General features: G+C 44.8%; 15 protein-coding genes. 2 read left to right on the forward strand and 13 right to left on the reverse strand.

The genetic code is table 11. The features are described from left to right. Positions 1-95 precede the first annotated feature (95 nt). A complete protein-coding gene (locus bslm_RS15550; protein ID WP_046381300.1) occupies positions 96-464 on the forward strand; it encodes a YuzC family spore coat inner layer protein in 369 nt (122 codons plus the stop codon). Here bslm_RS15550 and pdeH read toward each other — a convergent pair. The 7 genes from pdeH to bslm_RS15585 form a co-directional block, all read right to left on the reverse strand. After that, positions 440-1669, reverse strand: coding sequence for a cyclic di-GMP phosphodiesterase (gene pdeH, locus bslm_RS15555; RefSeq protein ID WP_046381301.1), 1230 nt, complete (start codon positions 1667-1669; stop codon positions 440-442). The genes bslm_RS15550 and pdeH overlap by 25 nt on opposite strands. A gap of 136 nt (positions 1670-1805) precedes the next feature. After that, positions 1806-3278, reverse strand: a complete 1473-nt coding sequence (locus bslm_RS15560) for a nicotinate phosphoribosyltransferase (protein WP_003228788.1) — start codon at positions 3276-3278, stop codon at positions 1806-1808. 15 nt (positions 3279-3293) lie between these two features. After that, entirely contained in the window at positions 3294-3845 is a 552-nt protein-coding gene (locus bslm_RS15565; RefSeq protein WP_014477836.1) for a cysteine hydrolase family protein, read from the reverse strand. A gap of 96 nt (positions 3846-3941) precedes the next feature. Continuing rightward, the gene (locus tag bslm_RS15570; RefSeq protein ID WP_015251331.1) at positions 3942-4340 is read right to left on the reverse strand and encodes a YueI family protein; all 399 of its coding nucleotides are present in this window, start codon (positions 4338-4340) and stop codon (positions 3942-3944) included. Between the two features lie 71 nt (positions 4341-4411). Next, complete coding sequence (locus bslm_RS15575; protein WP_021480501.1) at positions 4412-4660, reverse strand: YueH family protein; 249 nt, start codon at positions 4658-4660, stop codon at positions 4412-4414. Between the two features lie 72 nt (positions 4661-4732). Continuing rightward, complete coding sequence (locus tag bslm_RS15580; RefSeq protein WP_003242933.1) at positions 4733-4954, reverse strand: spore germination protein; 222 nt, start codon at positions 4952-4954, stop codon at positions 4733-4735. Between the two features lie 59 nt (positions 4955-5013). Next, on the reverse strand, positions 5014-6123 hold the full coding sequence (locus bslm_RS15585; RefSeq protein WP_003243652.1) for an AI-2E family transporter: 1110 nt from the start codon (positions 6121-6123) through the stop codon (positions 5014-5016). 114 nt (positions 6124-6237) lie between these two features. Between bslm_RS15585 and bslm_RS15590 the strand changes: the two genes are divergently transcribed. After that, positions 6238-6627, forward strand: coding sequence for a DUF2283 domain-containing protein (locus bslm_RS15590; RefSeq protein ID WP_003243066.1), 390 nt, complete (start codon positions 6238-6240; stop codon positions 6625-6627). A gap of 40 nt (positions 6628-6667) precedes the next feature. Here the strand turns inward: bslm_RS15590 and bslm_RS15595 are convergent, their stop codons facing one another. From bslm_RS15595 to essC, 6 genes are all read right to left on the reverse strand, one after another. Next, on the reverse strand, positions 6668-6904 hold the full coding sequence (locus bslm_RS15595; protein ID WP_003220677.1) for a YuzF family protein: 237 nt from the start codon (positions 6902-6904) through the stop codon (positions 6668-6670). 176 nt (positions 6905-7080) lie between these two features. Next, a complete protein-coding gene (locus bslm_RS15600; RefSeq protein ID WP_003244444.1) occupies positions 7081-7611 on the reverse strand; it encodes an HD domain-containing protein in 531 nt (176 codons plus the stop codon). 194 nt (positions 7612-7805) lie between these two features. After that, on the reverse strand, positions 7806-8537 hold the full coding sequence (locus tag bslm_RS15605) for a (S)-benzoin forming benzil reductase (protein WP_003244421.1): 732 nt from the start codon (positions 8535-8537) through the stop codon (positions 7806-7808). A 62-nt stretch (positions 8538-8599) separates the two neighbouring features. Next, the gene (gene essA, locus bslm_RS15610) at positions 8600-9055 is read right to left on the reverse strand and encodes a type VII secretion protein EssA (protein WP_010886603.1); all 456 of its coding nucleotides are present in this window, start codon (positions 9053-9055) and stop codon (positions 8600-8602) included. Between the two features lie 31 nt (positions 9056-9086). After that, positions 9087-12311, reverse strand: coding sequence for a type VII secretion protein EsaA (esaA, locus tag bslm_RS15615; RefSeq protein WP_046381302.1), 3225 nt, complete (start codon positions 12309-12311; stop codon positions 9087-9089). Then, a complete protein-coding gene (essC, locus tag bslm_RS15620; protein WP_046381303.1) occupies positions 12308-16795 on the reverse strand; it encodes a type VII secretion protein EssC in 4488 nt (1495 codons plus the stop codon). Before essC ends, esaA begins: the two co-directional genes overlap by 4 nt. Positions 16796-16805 lie beyond the last annotated feature (10 nt).

Raw genomic sequence — 16805 nt, forward strand, 5'->3', positions numbered from 1 at the left:
ACCGCAACGCTAAAGTTGTGGCCTTTTCGCTTTGTCATATTCGGCAATTAGGGATCTATACATATAGAAACATCCTTTTTTTGTGAGGTGCTCCCATGAGATATCGTTATCCCTGGTTTTACGTGTATCCGTATGAGGTACGCCGTCTGCCCGCTCCTGCCAACAATATTGATACCTTTATCCGTTCAGCGAAGCAGGCCGCAGGGATATTTGCGGATGCCCAGCTCGTTCTCGGCCGCATTGCGGGCTCGCGGGAGCTCTCGCGCCGCATTCTGACGGCAGCCGAGCAGTCCGATAAACAAACCATCAAGCGCCTGATCAAACAAATGGGCGTCCGGCATGAAGTGGATACGGTCTTTAATCCCGACGGCATCTATATCAGCCTTATCGGAACGCAAAGCCGAATCATTCTTGCTTTGCGGTGGTCAGAGGACCGCAATCATTTTGCGTCCATAAGATTATGACACCATTCCAGAGCCTCAAGATAACATTCATACGCTTCTTCTTTGTCGAGTTGATTGCCTAATTCTGAGCAAGTGTCCCAGTTGTTGCTTTCAATTAATTTCACAAGCTCAAGCATTTGGTAGTAGTCGTTTTGATGGCCTAATAATGCTTGCCCGACTTCATCTTTTAAAGGCAATTCTTGAACAATTTCCTCTATTTCTCTATGCAGGAGGGTGTCTATGAGAGAAAACATTCCGATCAGCATATAAGAAGCAGGCTGCGGCCGGGATGTCTTTCTCGCCAGCAGTTCGCAAAGCTTTGCTCTTATCAAAGAAATCTTAATGATTTCGTGCTTGCTGGAATGCCCTTTCCTGCTTAAATCCTTAAAGGAAAGAATATATATCCACCGTTTGATTTCATTAAATCCCAGCAGCATAATGGCCTGTTGAATGCTTTCAATTTTCTGGCTCAAACGGCTGTGGGATGAGTTTAAAAATTTTAAAATTTGATAGGACAGTGATAAATCCCGCTCTATGTACTCTGTCACACGCTTTATGTTAGGCTGCTCTTTGCTCAGTTCGTTAAGCAGTTCATAGTAAGAATAGAAATGAGTCGATAGGTCATGCCCGCTGATGATGCGCGGCTCGCTGAAAAAGTAGCCTTGGAATAATTGAAAGCCGTCTTGGACCGCCTGTTTATATTCTTTTCGGGTCTCTACTTTTTCCGCTAAAAAAATCAGGCTGCGGCAGCCGTAGGTTTGCAAAATTGTTCTGCGTTCCATTCGTGTTGTTTTGAGAAAATCAATTTTCAATATATCAATATAGCTCATGAGTTTTTCCAGTAAGTCCTCATCTTGCGGGTTTATTGCATAAAAATCATCAAGCGCCAGCATATACCCCATTTTTTTCAATTCTTTGCATCTAGAAATGAGGGCCGGCGTGATCGGTATATCTTCAAGGATTTCAATGACAAGCTGTTTCGGATTGAAGGAGGTGGGAAGATTCGAAAACATCAGGCTTTCCGTAAAATTAACAAAACAGCGTTTCCCTTCCGTCAGCTTCTCAATTCCGATGTTTAAAAAGCTGTTGATCACCAAATCTGTTGTTGCCTGATCGCCGTCTTTAGCACTATACACGTTCTCTTCGCTTTCTCTATACAGCAGTTCATAAGCAACAACCTGTTCTTTTCTATTAAAAATAGGCTGTCTTGCAACAAACACCCTCATTGATTTATCCCCCTTACAATACGCGCGGCTTTCACCCCTAAGTATATCAAATAATTTGACGAAAATTGTCTAAACATGAAAAATAATATATACATAAAGAAAACTGGCCCTTCGCGAACGAAAGGCCAGTTTTTCTTTATTCTTCCTCAAGCTCTTCTTCAATTCTGCTTTTCACTTCGTGGATCCGCTGCATTTTATTGCTCCAGCAGTCCTCGCTTAAATCAACCGGGTATTCCTCCGGCTTGCTGATTCTCTTATATTCCTCCCAAAGCAGGCTGAGGTTATCCTGCACATACTGCTGTATGTCTGAAATCTCAGGATTTTGGTAGCAAAGAATACCCTTCTCAAAAATCAGCTCATGAAGATCCTTCGCATAAAAATTCGTGACAAATTTGCTGATGAATGTATGAACCGGGTGGAACATTCTGAGCCGCTTCTGATCATTCACCTGCTCATCATAAAGCGCAATATAGTCGCCTTCAGAATGATGGTTGGACTGATTAATAATGCGGTAGACTTTCTTTCTGCCCGGTGTCGTCACTTTTTCAGGATTGGACGAAATTTTGATCGTGTCGACCATTTTCCCGTCTTCTTCAATGGCAACGAGTTTATAAACTGCGCCGAGAGCCGGCTGGTCATAGGCAGTGATCAGCTTCGTACCGACACCCCAGACATCAATGCGCGCTCCCTGAGCCTTTAAATTCATAATGGTGTGCTCATCCAAATCGCTTGAAGCAATCACCTTCGCATCTGTAAATCCTGCTTCATCAAGCATTTTCCGGGCTTTTTTTGACAGGTACGCCAAATCGCCGCTGTCCAGACGGATGCCAATGAAATTAATGCGGTCGCCGAATTCCTTGGCAACCCTAATCGCGTTTGGCATGCCTGAACGAAGCGTGTCATACGTGTCAACTAAGAAGACGCAGTCCTTATGTGTTTCCGCGTATTTTTTGAAAGCTGTATATTCATCGCGGTAAGCCTGCACAAGCGCATGCGCATGTGTGCCGGAAACCGGGATATTAAAGCGCTTTCCGGCTCTTACATTGCTTGTCGCGCTAAAGCCGCCGATTAAGGCTGCTCTTGCTCCCCACATGGCCGCATCCATTTCGTGCGCCCGTCTTGTTCCGAATTCAAGCGCAACTTCATCACCAATGACGCCTTTAATCCGGGCAGCCTTTGTTGCGATTAATGTTTGATAGTTCACAATGTTGAGCAAAGCTGTTTCAATCAGCTGCGCTTCTACCAGGGGTGCCTCCACCCTCATAATCGGCTCATTGTTAAAAACGAGCTCTCCTTCTTTCATGGAGTAAAGTGAACCTGTAAAAGATAAGCCGCGCAAATATTCAATAAAATCTTCATGATACCCGAGTTCATCCTGTAAATAACTCAAATCGCTATCCGTAAACTTGAAATTTTCCAAGTATTCAATGGCTTTTTCCAAGCCCGCAAATACGGCATAGCCATTTTCAAACGGAAGCCTTCTGAAAAACAGCTCAAAAATCGCTTTCTTTTCATGAATGCCGTCTCTCCAGTACGTTTCCGCCATATTGATCTGATAAAGGTCTGTATGTAATGACAGGCTGTCATCTTTAAATCCGTACTCTAACACTGTTTTTCCCCTTCCTTACTCTGCCACTTGCGCTCCGATGCTGTTTGCAAAATGGGAAAGAGCCCATGCGTGCCCCTCCTGATTAAAGCTGGCGACAGCTTGTTTATGCACAACAATCCGAAAACCTTTGTTGTATGCGTCAACAGCTGTATGCAACACACAAATATCTGTGCAGACACCGGCAAGGTGCAGTTCGCCAATCTGCCGCTCTCTGAGTTTGAGCTCTAAATCAGTTCCCGCAAAAGCAGAATATCTCGTTTTTTCCATGTAGTAAACATTAGGCTCATGTTCATGTTTCTGATATAGAGGCAAAAGCTTTCCGTACAGATCTTTTCCTTCCGTGCCTTTTATATTATGCGGAGGAAAAAGACGGGTTTCAGGGTGATATTGATCCCCTTCATCATGAGAATCTACTGCTAATACGACGTAATCACCGTTTGTGATGAATTCTTCAGTTAAATTGACGATCGCCTCTTCAATCATTCTGCCGGGCTCCCCGCAGGTCAATTTTCCGTCACTCGCCACAAAATCATTCGTATAATCAATACAAATAAGTGCTTTTTTCATAGCCGGCCTCCCCGCCATCAGTATGAGAACATTATATCTTATCTCCAGTTGTAAGTGAAATGCCATGAACAAAAAGACAAACGGTCCGTTTGTCTCTTAAGATTTCAGCACTGACCGATTATAAATGTCGTCCTGAATATATATCAATTCACGATTCACAGCGATGTCAGCCGCAATGACGATGCCTAAAGGCGTATGAAACTGAAGATCAGATACAATCTTGAAGGGCACTCCGTACCGGTTCGCCATTTGGATATAAGGAGAGTAAGACTGATACTGAAGCTCTCCATTAATCAAAAGGGTGACGTTATGGCTGTTTTTCAGCTCGTGCTCCGCCTCTTTATACGGTTTGCTTCTAAGCACCTGTCCTTTCGTCAGTGCCAAAACGACTCTTTCTCTTAGAGAACCTAAAAACAAGTGGCGCTCGTCAGGCTTTGTCTCCAAAGGCCCATACATTCCTTGCTGCAAATAGAGATCCATTTTATCTTCACTCAAAAGCCTGTCCTCCCGTCTTGTTTGTCTTCATTATCACCTGATCAGGCAGGAGCTAAACTTTCAAGCGCCGTTTACATTTCTGTTACCCAATGAATGATTTTTTTGGCCAGCTCACCAGCAGGGATTTCCTCTGTATGCCGGCGCAACGACGCTTCCAGCCGTTCAGGCAGAGTTGCTTTATCTTCTTCATAGGAAATGATCGTGCTCCACTCCAGCTGCGGTACCGCTACAAGCGTGCGCAGTTCTTTTCTGTTTTCATGCAGATACACGTCCGTGATCATTCCGGTTTGCGTATTGATATTTGCTTTTCTGATTTTCATAACATGACCTCTCTATTCAAAGACTACCCATATTATACAATAAAAAAGCAACAGCCTCTTGTGAAAAGGCTGTTACCCGTTAAACGAAACTGTTTCATCAGTGATATCGGCATCTTTGAAGAGAGTTTTACTCGTTTGGTTGTTAATCTTCACAAAATCACCAAGCTGAAATGTGCCTGACCCCGCCCCTGAATGAGCGACGCTTTTGGGCGAAATCGCAAATACGTCTCCAAAGCTTGCCGCGGCATTATCCGTAACTGACATGATATAAATCGGCCCCACAATTGCAGGCATTTCCCCACCTCCGCATTGATTTACAGCATCATATGCAAGGAGCCGATAATGGTGCCCGCCTATTCAGCTGGCTTTGCGTTTTCCTCGAGTCGTGACCGCTGGCGCAGCTTGATCAAGCGGACAATATTCAGGAAGAACGCCTTCACTACCGCATAAACCGGCACCGCTAAAATCATGCCGAGAATTCCGCCGAAGCTTCCCGCTCCGATTAATAGCAAAATAATCGTAAGCGGATGGGTATTCAGCCGCTTTCCGATCACAAGAGGAGACAGCAGGTTTCCGTCCAGCTGCTGAACGATGACGACCACAATAATCGCAAACAGCGCTTTGGCCGGCGAGTCCATAAAACCGACAATGACAGCCGGCGCGGCACCGAGAAAAGGCCCGACATAGGGAATGATATTGGTAATCGCCATGACAATCCCAAGAATCAGGGCATACGGCAGTCCGGCAATTAAATAGCCGATAAAACACGCTGTTCCGACAAAAAGACAGATTAACAGCTGCCCCTGGAAATATGCCGCAAGCGTATCGGATAAATCTTTAAAAATCTTTAAGCCTTCTGTCCGATAAGAAGCCGGTAGAATTTTTACTGCCAAATGCGGAAAGCGGTGTCCGTCTTTCAGCATGTAAAAAAGGATAAATGGAACAGTAATAATAACAAGCGTGATGTTTGTCACGACACCAAACACCGCAGATAAACTGGACGTGATATTTTGCGGCAGGTTTTGGAGAAAACTTGTCAATGACTGTTCAATTTTTGATATCGATACATAATCCTGGTTCATCATCCAGGTAAACCATTGAGAATGGGACAAATCCTTTGTCAGCGCCTGAATCTGTTTTATATAATCAGGAAGGTTGTTAAACAGCCCTGTCACCTGTGCGGTGATGATAGGTCCGACTGACGCTGAAATAAAGGCAAGCAAACCGATAAACAGTAAATAGATCAATAGAATGGATAATGTCCGCGGAATTTTTTTCTCAAGCAGGCGGACGACCGGATTAAATATGAAATACAAAATTCCCGCAATTAGCATCGGGAAAAACAATGTCGAGATAAAAACAATAAACGGCTGAAATACAAATGAAACTTTTGTTGCTACAAAAATAATCAGCAAAACAAATAAAATCTGCAATGTCCAAAAATGGACTTTTGATTTCAACAAGCTTTGTTCCTCCTAGTTTTTCTTTGTCTGTCAGATAAAAGAACTTATACCCCATCATTGTAACAAAAATGAACTCATATCAGAACTCTTAATATAATGAAAGGAGTGTTGGTGATGAAGGCCGTGACATACGATACAGATTCAGAACTGGCTTATATCTATGTTCTTCCTCCGAAAAAGAACAGGAATGTACGGACTGAGGAGCTCAGAGTCAATGATTGTCTCCTGCTGGATATCAGCCAAGATGGCAAAATCGCCGGATTCGAATGTTTTGGTGAGGCAGCACACCTCTGTGCCCCATTTGCCGGGAAATCCCGGCTGTATGTAAAAGATTCAGACGGTTATCATTTTCGGGTCTGCCAGCATGCTTCAGTCCGTTCCTGCTATACGGTGTACCGTGTCACTTTCTGTTTTTCAGATGGTGACTATCAGGAATTTGCCGGCTTTGACCTTGATGGAACAATGTATCATAGTGCGTTTTTACAGCGCTTAACTGAAAAATAGGACGTCCTGTTGTACGCCTATTTTTCATGCGCAAGCACTGTTAGACCCGCTCACTGTAATCTGGGGTGACGGAAATCATGTGCTGGATTCTGATCAAACAAACAGAATTTCGGGCTCCTTCAATTGTGATATGGTCAGGTTTTACATCGATCAGTCTGCCTCTGACCGTATCTCGTACTGTCTGTATAACGAACCTTGAGCCGATGAGCTTTTTAATGGTCTGATAGACATAAGGATCGACTAAAGAGACCAGTTGCGGACTACCTTGGTTGACCATACTTTTATCCCCTTTGTGTGTTTTATCTCAGCTTATGCCGCGCTTATGGATAATGACACAGGCTTACCTGATAAAACAAAGGGGTGCGGAGATTTTAGGAGAATACGTTTGGAGGCGGGTGTAAAGGAAGTATCGATGAAGCGGAGACAGCGAAGAAAGCTGGCGCTGTTCCGTACTTATACAGGCTTTATCACGGATGCCTGGGCTTGGTCGATTAATTGGTCCAGCTTTTCTATTTTTTTTCGTGCGGTTGAAGGATCAATTTGGCGGTAATGATGGTGGCCGCCCGGCTCTTCATCCAGTTCGTCCGCTTTTTTGACAATCTGCTGCAGTGTGTTTTTATCTAATTCGCCTTCAGGCAAATAGGAATCTGTATGAAGCAAAATGGCTAGTGCAATCTCTTTTGCTGCTTTCGGTTCCTCGCCAAGCCGAATCAGAAGTTTATGCGCCCGTTCCGCCCCTTTAATGGCATGAATGTCATTTCTTTTGTATTTCTCATAATCCCACTTTCCGTCTGTATACCATTCATAATGGCCAATGTCATGAAGCAGTGCCGCTTTTGCTGCTAAATCAGGATTAATGTCAGCCTTCACAGACAGCCTGTATGCATGATAAGCGCAGGCAATCGCATGTGCCACGCCGGAACGCTGAAGATATTTTTGTGCAATTGGATGGGTGAAAACATCCATTAATGTAACCTTTCTCATGGAAACCCCTCCTTTAGATATTTTTAGAATCCTAACATTTGCAGAGAAACTCAATTCTTATGTCACATCATTTTGATCTTCTTATCATCATTGTTATACCCTAAAAGCAACGTTTCAGTCAGTATATGCGGCTGTTCAATAAAATGCGCTGGCTGCAGCCTTTTGTATAAAAAAAAGAGCAGAAAATATCTGCTCTACAAAAACTCTTTAATATCATAAATGCGGCCGTTTTCCGTCCCTTTTTCTAGTAAAGAAAGCAGCGTGCCGGCAATAAAGTCCGGACTGCGAAGGCTTCCTGTTTCATTTAATTTCCGGAATCGTTCAATGTGGTGGAAATCCTTTTTCGATGAAGAACGGATGACGGCCTGCATCTCAGTGTCCATCACTCCAGGTGAGAACGAAATCATGTTCACCGGCAGCTCTTCATCCTCCTGTTCAAATCCGAATGTCCTCGTAAACATGTCGAGCCCGGCTTTTGAACTGCAATACGCGCTCCATCCCTTATATGGATTTTTGGCGGCTCCTGAAGTAATGTTGACAACCGTCTTTTTGCCGCTGTATGAAGCAAACCGTTTTGTAAACAGCTGACTCAAAAGCACGGGCGCAGTCAGGTTCAGCTGATAATGGCGCTGAAGCTCGTCAAGAGACGCTTCGCCGGCACGTTTGATCGGCGTTACCATTCCGGCGTTATTAATAAGGGTAATACCAGAATAACGATCTGAATCGATGGATGAGAGCAATGTTTCAAATTGCTGTTCAGCTTCTTCGAGATTGATGAGGTCTATTTGATGCTGCGTTAGTTTTTTGTGAGAGACATCTGTTTTCGTTCTGGATAAGGCATGGACTTCATGCCCCTTTTCTAAAGCCTGTAATGCAATGGCTTGACCCAGCCCTTTTGACGCTCCGGTGATGATATAAAGTTCCATTGGAAACCTCCTTTTCCGTTATTATTGTACGGCACCTCTTTTACACAACACAAGCACGCGGCCTACGCCTTCTTGTTTTCCTGCGCTGTGACTTTTGGGATGAGGAACACGATGCCTGCAATTCCGAGCAGGATCAGTACGACATAGATCATCGGCAGCAGCAATGATGATGTTTCTTGTTCATCTTCTGTTTCCGTTGATGATGTCTTTGTCATTGGTTTTTCAGCAAAAGTAATTCCAAGCTGTTTCGACTGGGCCGCAATCGTGTTGGAATCCTCGGCATTTGTTGATGTAAACAAATCTTTTATCAGCTCGGCGTCCTTGTCCTTCGGTTTATCAAAAGTGATATCCTTTTGTTCCTCAGGCAGTTCTGTTTTTTCTTCATAGTAGGTATCTTCATGCAAATAATTCGTATCGATTTCGATGTCTTTTTTCTCATACTGGTTTGGCGCGACATCTGTATTTTCTTCAGTTTGGGCAGCCGCTGCAGAGGGTATGAAAAGGGAAAAGGAGAGCATACAAATCATGATCCCCTTTTCCATGCTGCGATCACGCTTCATACGTTTCATCGCTTTCTGCTGTGTGTTCAGCCATCAACCGGATAATCAGCGGCAGAGCCACGGCAATCACCGTAATGATCAGCAGAACTGTTATTCCCATTGTAAACAAGTGCCCAGTACCGTACTGGATGTCGATATATACTTTCGAAACCGGATCTTCAAATGTAAAGTTCGGCATGATCAAATCAATAAGCGGTGCGACATAGAATAGGATCATTGCTGCTGAAGCAACCCAGCCAGGGATTGATCCGAATCTGAATGCCGTCCGGATGAAGGCAGAGCTTGCGACCAGCAATAGAATCGTAAACACCGACCACTTAATCGTCTGATCGTCCGGCAATGAATAAATATTCAAGCCGAACAAGCTGATCATAAGTCCGACAAGGATATTCAGAATTCCGAATAACGCTCCTTTGACGAGAAGCGGTGCGTTTTGGTAATACGAGCTGAAATAGCCGATTAACAGACTGCTGATCAACACAATGACAAGGATGACAACCGGAGGTACCGTCTGAATTTTTTCTTCCGGAACCTCTCCGCTGATTTTAAGCGGATTCGCTAAGTAATCATATACATAGCCATTGTTTTGCCCGTCTACTAATGTATTTCCGAGTATGCCGTATACGTCATTTCGCACGAGTTTCGTGGAGGCTACATTTTTCCCCCAGTTGTTGTTTAAGGTGTCGGCTTTCGCTTGAACATCATTGACGCTTTGCTGCATGTTGGTTGTGTAATCAATGATGCCTGACTGGCGATCAGACAATGAACCCATCATGTCTGACATTTGCAGCACTTCCTGGCCGACCGTATCTTGGACACTCAGTGCCATGGTGCCAGACAGCCCATCGTTGCTGAACGTCGCAGATTCCTGTGTTGCGCCCGTTACAAGCTGTTCTGACGCTTTTACGGCACTTTCAGAGATTTTCGTCAGTTCGTCGAGAACACCTGCTTGAGAGTCACGGATAAAGCCGCTGTAGTCGTCCGCAAACTTGGTCATTCCGTCGATGAAGCTGTTAATATCCTCATCTGTTTGCATCGTGTTGTTTTTGAGAGCTTCCCAGCTTGCTGATTCTTCAGGTGTGAGAGCCAGGACTGATTTGACGTTGCCCTGCTGGCCGTCAATAGCGCCGGCTTTTGCAGCACTGTCAATCGTACCGGATAATACAGAATCATAAACAGATAGATATTTATAGTATCTCATTAAAGCGGAGATGCTTTCTGTATTGATTTCTCCTGAAAATTGAAGCTGATCTTTATTTTCAAGCTCGCGAATCGCACTGTAAATCCCTTCAAACTCCCGCTTCCGTTTCGCTTCGAGTCTTTTGAGATTATCATCGAGTGTTTTCACTTGGTCTTTGAGATCATCTATTTCATCATTTAGACCGTCCATTTGCTCTTTCAATTCTTGAAGCTTCTTCTTCAGTGCTTCATTATGTGTATTTTCTTTTTCCTTCAGCTCTTCTTCGATTTGCTTAATTCGTTCTGACGCTTTGCTGAGCTGTTCCTTTGCTTTGGCGATATCAGAAATGTCGCCGTTTCCTGGTTGATCTTGGTCCCCAGGCTCCGTCGTATCTTCGCCGCTACCGGTATCTCCTGAATCTCCGGTACCGCCTTCATTTGCCAGCTTGATAAATTGAAGGGCTGAGTCAGATGAAGCAGTCTGTTCGGCAGATGTGCCCGTTTCAGTTTTTCCGCTGTCTGACGCATCGCCGTTCTGCTCCTGACCGTCTGTTCCCTTCTGCTGGTCTTGATCCTGAGTACTGCCGTCCGTTTGTCCGTCATTACCGGTATCACTGCTGTTATTGTCGTTCCCTGTGTCGCCCTGTGTATCATCGGGCTTTGTACTGCCCCCGTCATCAGGTTTTTCTGGATTATCAGTGGACGGATCGTCTGGTTCAGTACCCGGGTCCTCCGGTGTTGGATCCTCTTTTTCAGGCTCCTTCAGATTGTCTGAAATATCCTGAATATCAGCAGCGATATTTTTCAGTTCTTCACGCTGTTTTTCAAGATCGATTTTCAGTTCTTCAGGATTTTCTTCTTTCGGGTCTTTATCTTTATCATTGTTGTCAGAGCCATCGTCTATGACTGGGTCGTCCCCTTTCGCAACTGTCAATGCCTGACGTGCCGGGACAAGCAATTGGTACACCTGATTTAGTGCAGCCTGTCTTGATGCGGCCTGATATTGATCGATTAAATTACTTTGGATTTTTGCCATGCCAAGTTCCTGTTGGGACACTTGGCCTTCCCTAATTTGCTGGGCGTTTGCCAGCACATTATTGGTTTGTCCGAGCTGTGTCTTCGCTTGGCCGATCCCGGTTGCCAATCCGCTCATGCGTTCGCTGAACTGATTCGCCTTTTGCTGTGCCTGGATGGCATCCAGACCTGTCCGGATTTGCTGCTGTGTTGAATCCTGGGCTGCCAAAAGCAGCTTTTTCTGATTCTCTTGATATTCTTTGTACCTTTCAACTGTATCAATGAATTCTTTCAGCGTGTTTTTGGCTTCCTCCGCCGTAGAAGCTTTTTCTTTTGTCGTGCCTTGCGCTTCATTCATTGATTTCTTCAGCTCATCGATTAAGTCTTTTTGCTGTTTGATTTCACCTGCTAAATCATTAGAGCTTGGTTTGTAAAAGTTGTACATGACATTCTGGAATTCAGATTCTTTATTGACGATCTTGTCAAATTCTCCTCTGATGTTGTCCACTTTTTGCGAAACAAAATTCCAGTATAAGGCCGACATTTTTTTGTTCATTGTCTTTTGGGCATCCTCAAGCTCCCGCTGAACTTTTTCTTTGTTAACCGCATTCAGGTTATCTTGAATGCTGAATTCGAGCGTTGCTTTTTGAGGATGGTCTTTGTCATAGCTCAAAATGTTTTTTGAGAAGTCTGAGGGAATGTAGACGATCGCATCATATTTCTTTGAAGCGAGACCGGTCTCGGCCGCGCTTCGGTTTACGACCGTCCACGAATAATCAGGACGTTCACCCAGAACGGCCGCTACTTCCTTGCCGAACTGGGCGGATTTGTCCTCTTCATCAGACTTTACCTCATCACTCAATACGCCTGTGTCTTCATTCACCACCGCGATTTGCCGGGTGGAATTGACTGCTTTTTTCGTTGGGTCGTCTCCGATAAATCGGAAAAACAACACCGGCAGCAGCAAAATGATGATGACGGCGGATATTAACTTGATCAAGCTTTTTCGTTGTTCTGTCATCTAGCACTCTCCCTTTCAGCAGAACATAAAGGAATTTGAACTTTTTGCTCCTTCCCGTTTTCCACAACATATCCGAAGCCCGGCTGAATCTCAGGCTCCTGTCTTTGGTACGGGAGAGGAATGACATTTTGCTCAGACTTTTTCATCAGCAGAATCGCGTGGCGGATTTGCTTCATCTCAGTCGTCAAGGAGTCATAGCCTTTTGAAAATTCGCTGTGATTTCCGCCCGGGATAAAGCTGAACCCAAGATGAGCGTATGATTTCATGAAGTTAGCGAGACGGTCTTGTATTCTCGTATCAATCGTCTGCTGGAATCTCGTTATCCCGTCAATCATCAGCACCACTTGTGAGAATCGCAGATTTTGCGCGTCTCCTTGGCGGACGGCTTCCACATACATGGCCTCTCTAGTTTTGAAAATGTCTTCTGCTGTTTCAATCCACTGCTCAATATCTTCTTTCGTTTCCAAATATGAAACATCTGATTCCTTCGCATAATGAGATAAGCCGCGGTCAATTGAGTCAAACAGGCCGATCATTTCAGTTTCATCATCAATCAGATGTTCGAGCATGACTTTTAAGACGTTTGTTTTCCCGCGCTGAGTCTGGCCTAAAATCAGGCAGTGCTTATGCTTGCCTAAATCAAAATAGACTGGGCTGACTGTTTCTTCATGAAGCCCGATCGGTACAGATAAAGGCTTGCGTTCCAGCTTGAAGCGGAGAGAAAATTCTCTCGTAGACAAGCTCTCAGGCAGCATCGGAATCGGTGCCGGCTGCTCCATTGAAGCAAATCGCCCTTGAAGTTTCTGTACGTCTGATTTCAGCTCGTTGAACATGCCGATATCATCATCGGCGTCAACAGGCAGGAACATTTGCGCGAAATAAAGCTCTTCCTTTTGAATGATGACGCGTCCCGGAATCGGCTCAAGATTGAATTTCGGACGGCCGTAAATGGAATATCCTTCTGATTGATCCATGAGATAATGGACAACCTTTGTTTTCAAGTTATTTAACAATGACTGGCGGACAGCATTCACCCGCGTTGCTGTCAGCATAAAGTAGATACCCAAGCTTTGTCCGTCTCTGGAAAGCTGGACAAATTCCGATTCAAGCTCATGCATCTCATCCTTGACAATGTCAAAGTTGTCAATGGTGATAAAAATGAATGGAAGCTCTTCTTCGCTCAGCGCATTGTACATTTTGATGTGGCTGATTTCTTTTTCCCGGAACAAACGTTTACGGCGGTCAATTTCTTCTTTGATGCGAATCATGAACTTTTCAATTTTTCTTGACTGGTCCATCAGGAAGTAATCCGCGGTATGCGGGAGCTTCGCTAATGGCAGCAGCGTTCCGTTTCCGAAATCAAAGATATAGACATGAAGCTCTTCAGGTGTGTATACGTCCGCAAAGCTCATCAGGAACGTTGCGGCTGTAATCGATTTTCCGTAGCCCGAAGAGCCGAAGATGCCGATATTTCCATCTTCCATCATCTTATAAACAATTGGCGCCTGTCTTTGCAGATCAGGTTCATCGACATACGCAAAGTGGAAATGGTCTTTTTCGTTTGAAGGGAAAAGAGTGCGCGGAATACGGTCCGCAAGCGGCGGCAGCCAAGGGCTTGGCAGCTTCTCGATTCCCATTTCATCTTGGATGCGTTCAATTTCGTCAACTACAGCTTCGATTTCGGTTTGAACGTCTTTTTTCGCGTTATCTTCGGTATCAACCTCAGAAAGCGGGATCAGACCCGTATCTGTAACGATCGCGATTTCATCCTCGGTACCGTAGACTTCCTCTAAGTAAGGCGCCCCGCTCCATGCAGATTGGAACAGCTCATACACTTCATTGTTTCCGACCTGCAAATAGCCGCGGCCTGTTACGGTAATGTTTGCGGCATCGCTGTTTTTCAAAATTTCTTTACTGTCGGTGGCATCCTGGACCTTGAGCGCTACTTTAAAGCGCGAGTTACTCCAGATCTGGTCGTCGATGATGCCGCCTGGCTTCTGTGTCGCCAAAATCAAATGAACTCCGAGGCTTCGTCCGATACGCGCGGCACTGACAAGCTCCCTGATAAAATCAGGCTCCTCGCTTTTCAGCTCGGCAAACTCATCAGAAATTAAGAACAAGTGAGGCATCGCCACTTCTGCTTTCCCTTGCTTGTATAGCTTTGTATAGTCATTGATGTGATTGACTTGATACTGGTCAAACAGGCGCTGCCTTTTTTTCAGCTCGCTTTTAATGGAAGCAAGCGCACGCATACTGAAGTTTTTGCTTCCTTCAATATTTGTGATCGTGCCGAGGAGGTGGGGAATGTTGCGGAACGGCTGCGCCATTCCTCCGCCTTTATAGTCAATTAGTAAGAAAGCCGCTTCATGCGGATGAAAATGCACTGCAAGTGACAAGATGTAGGTCTGGAGAAATTCACTTTTCCCTGATCCCGTTGTCCCCGCAAGCAAGCCGTGCGGACCGTGTGCTTTTTCGTGAAGGTTCAGATACACAATGTCATCTTTCCCTTTATAGCCGATCGGCACTGACAGCGACTTCGACGATTCACTTGTCAGCCATCTTTGCTGAATGCCGATTTCTTTTACTTCCTTCGCATGAAAAAGCTCCAGGAACGATACCGTTTCCGGAATGGAATTCGTAATGCCGACCTGGTGGTTCAGCGTCCGCAGTGTGCGTGAAAACCGTTCGTTGTCCTCACGCTGATGATGATCGAGACGGAACGGAATTCTTACCGCTTTTTTCTTTTGTATTAAAATGTCGCCTTCATGCTCATTGATGTAGCGGACAAGAGTTGTAATGTTTTCCGACAAGCTTTCCTTTGTTTCCGCCGCGACAATTGTCGAGATGCCCAGATGCTCATGCTGTCCTTCTAAATATTCGAGAATGACATGCTCAGAGATCAGCTGCTGATTCGTGATGACAAATACAAAATGCGGTTTGAACTGCAGTTTTTCTTTGTCATCTTCGAGATCACGCTCTCTGATCAATTCGTAAAGTGAAGACAGGAGCTGATCTCGGGTTTGCTCATTATAAATAAATCCTTTTGCATAAATATGGGGCATTTGAAATTGCGGAAGCCACTTCATCCACTCCCAGTCTTTATACTCTTCTTCATGAAAAATAAATACAAAACGCAAATCGTGATAGCTGTTAAAGAACGACAGCTGTCCGATCAACTGGTGAATCTCATTTTTCACAATTTGCGATTTACCGACAAGCCCCATCGGACCTTCTGCCAAATCGACCGTCACCGGCGCATTGCGGATATCTTTATAGACGCGCTGCATGTGCTGCGATTTCTCCATGAGGTCATCGATATCACGATTCGCCAAGTCTCCGCCGCTCATATTGATTTCATAGCTTGACGGAACTGTTCCCGTCCCAAGCCGCAGCTGGAGATAATCCTTGCTTTCAAGTGATTTTTCCCAGATCCGGTCACTGATTTCACTTGTTAAGTATTTCATTTGTTCAAATGAAGGAAAGTGAAATTCAAGAACCTGCTTTTGCTTTTCAGCAAGTGCCTGAAGCTCTTTCCGCTTATTGTCTAAGTAAAGCTTATATACACGCTCCCGTTTTTCCTCGCGTTTTTTCCGCTGGTTTTTATCCCGGAAATATTGCACTGTCGAGGTAATGAGAGTCATCATAAACATCGCCAAAGAAACGAGTATAAATATGCCGCGCGGCTGGATGATGGCAACTACGCCCATCACGATCAGCATCACAAGCGGAGGCAGGATGACGAGCCACAGCCCTCTGTTGGTTTGATCGCTCTCCTGAGAGGGAAAACTGAAAGAAACGCGGTCATCCGGCAGATCGTATACCATCCGCGGCGTTCTTCTGTACTGCGGATATTTTTTCTGCATCTCTGTACTCGGTTTGACCGTTTCTGTTAACGCTGTTTCAAACTGGGCATAATGAACAATTTCTAAAAGGTCTTGTTCCGTCACCCTCATTTGCGTGAAGTTCCAGAATATTTCATCCCCCGGCTTGAGCGGCGTATTGGCGTTGATTTTCTCTCCGTTCAAGAATATCGTTCCGCTTTCAGGGCGGACCGACCAGCTGCCGCCTGCACGAAGCAAAGAAAACGTGCTTTGTTCTGCAAATGCAAAATCTTGCGGATTCAGATAAATATCTGCATTCGTTTTTTCTGAGGAACATACAATTTCATCCCGATTTCCCGTAAAATAAACGGATTTCTCAGGATCACTGCCCGTCAATATCAAGCGTATATCCTGCTGATCCGTTTGGAGAGTAAATGATATATCCGCCTCAATCGTGCCGAGACAATCATTTCCCAGGAAAACTTCGTATTGGCCGCCGGATTCCTTTCTTTTAAGAGAAACCACTCCGCTATTAAATGGAATGGTGCTGATCGTAACAGAATCCTTCACATCAGGCCCTATGGTCACCGGATGAGACGACGGGAGGTTAGACAGATTTAATTTTTGAACGTTATTTTGGTAAAAAACCCATAATAGACTCAAATGGCGAACC

This window comes from Bacillus sp. LM 4-2 (genome assembly GCF_000978495.1).
Lineage (GTDB): Bacteria > Bacillota > Bacilli > Bacillales > Bacillaceae > Bacillus > Bacillus subtilis.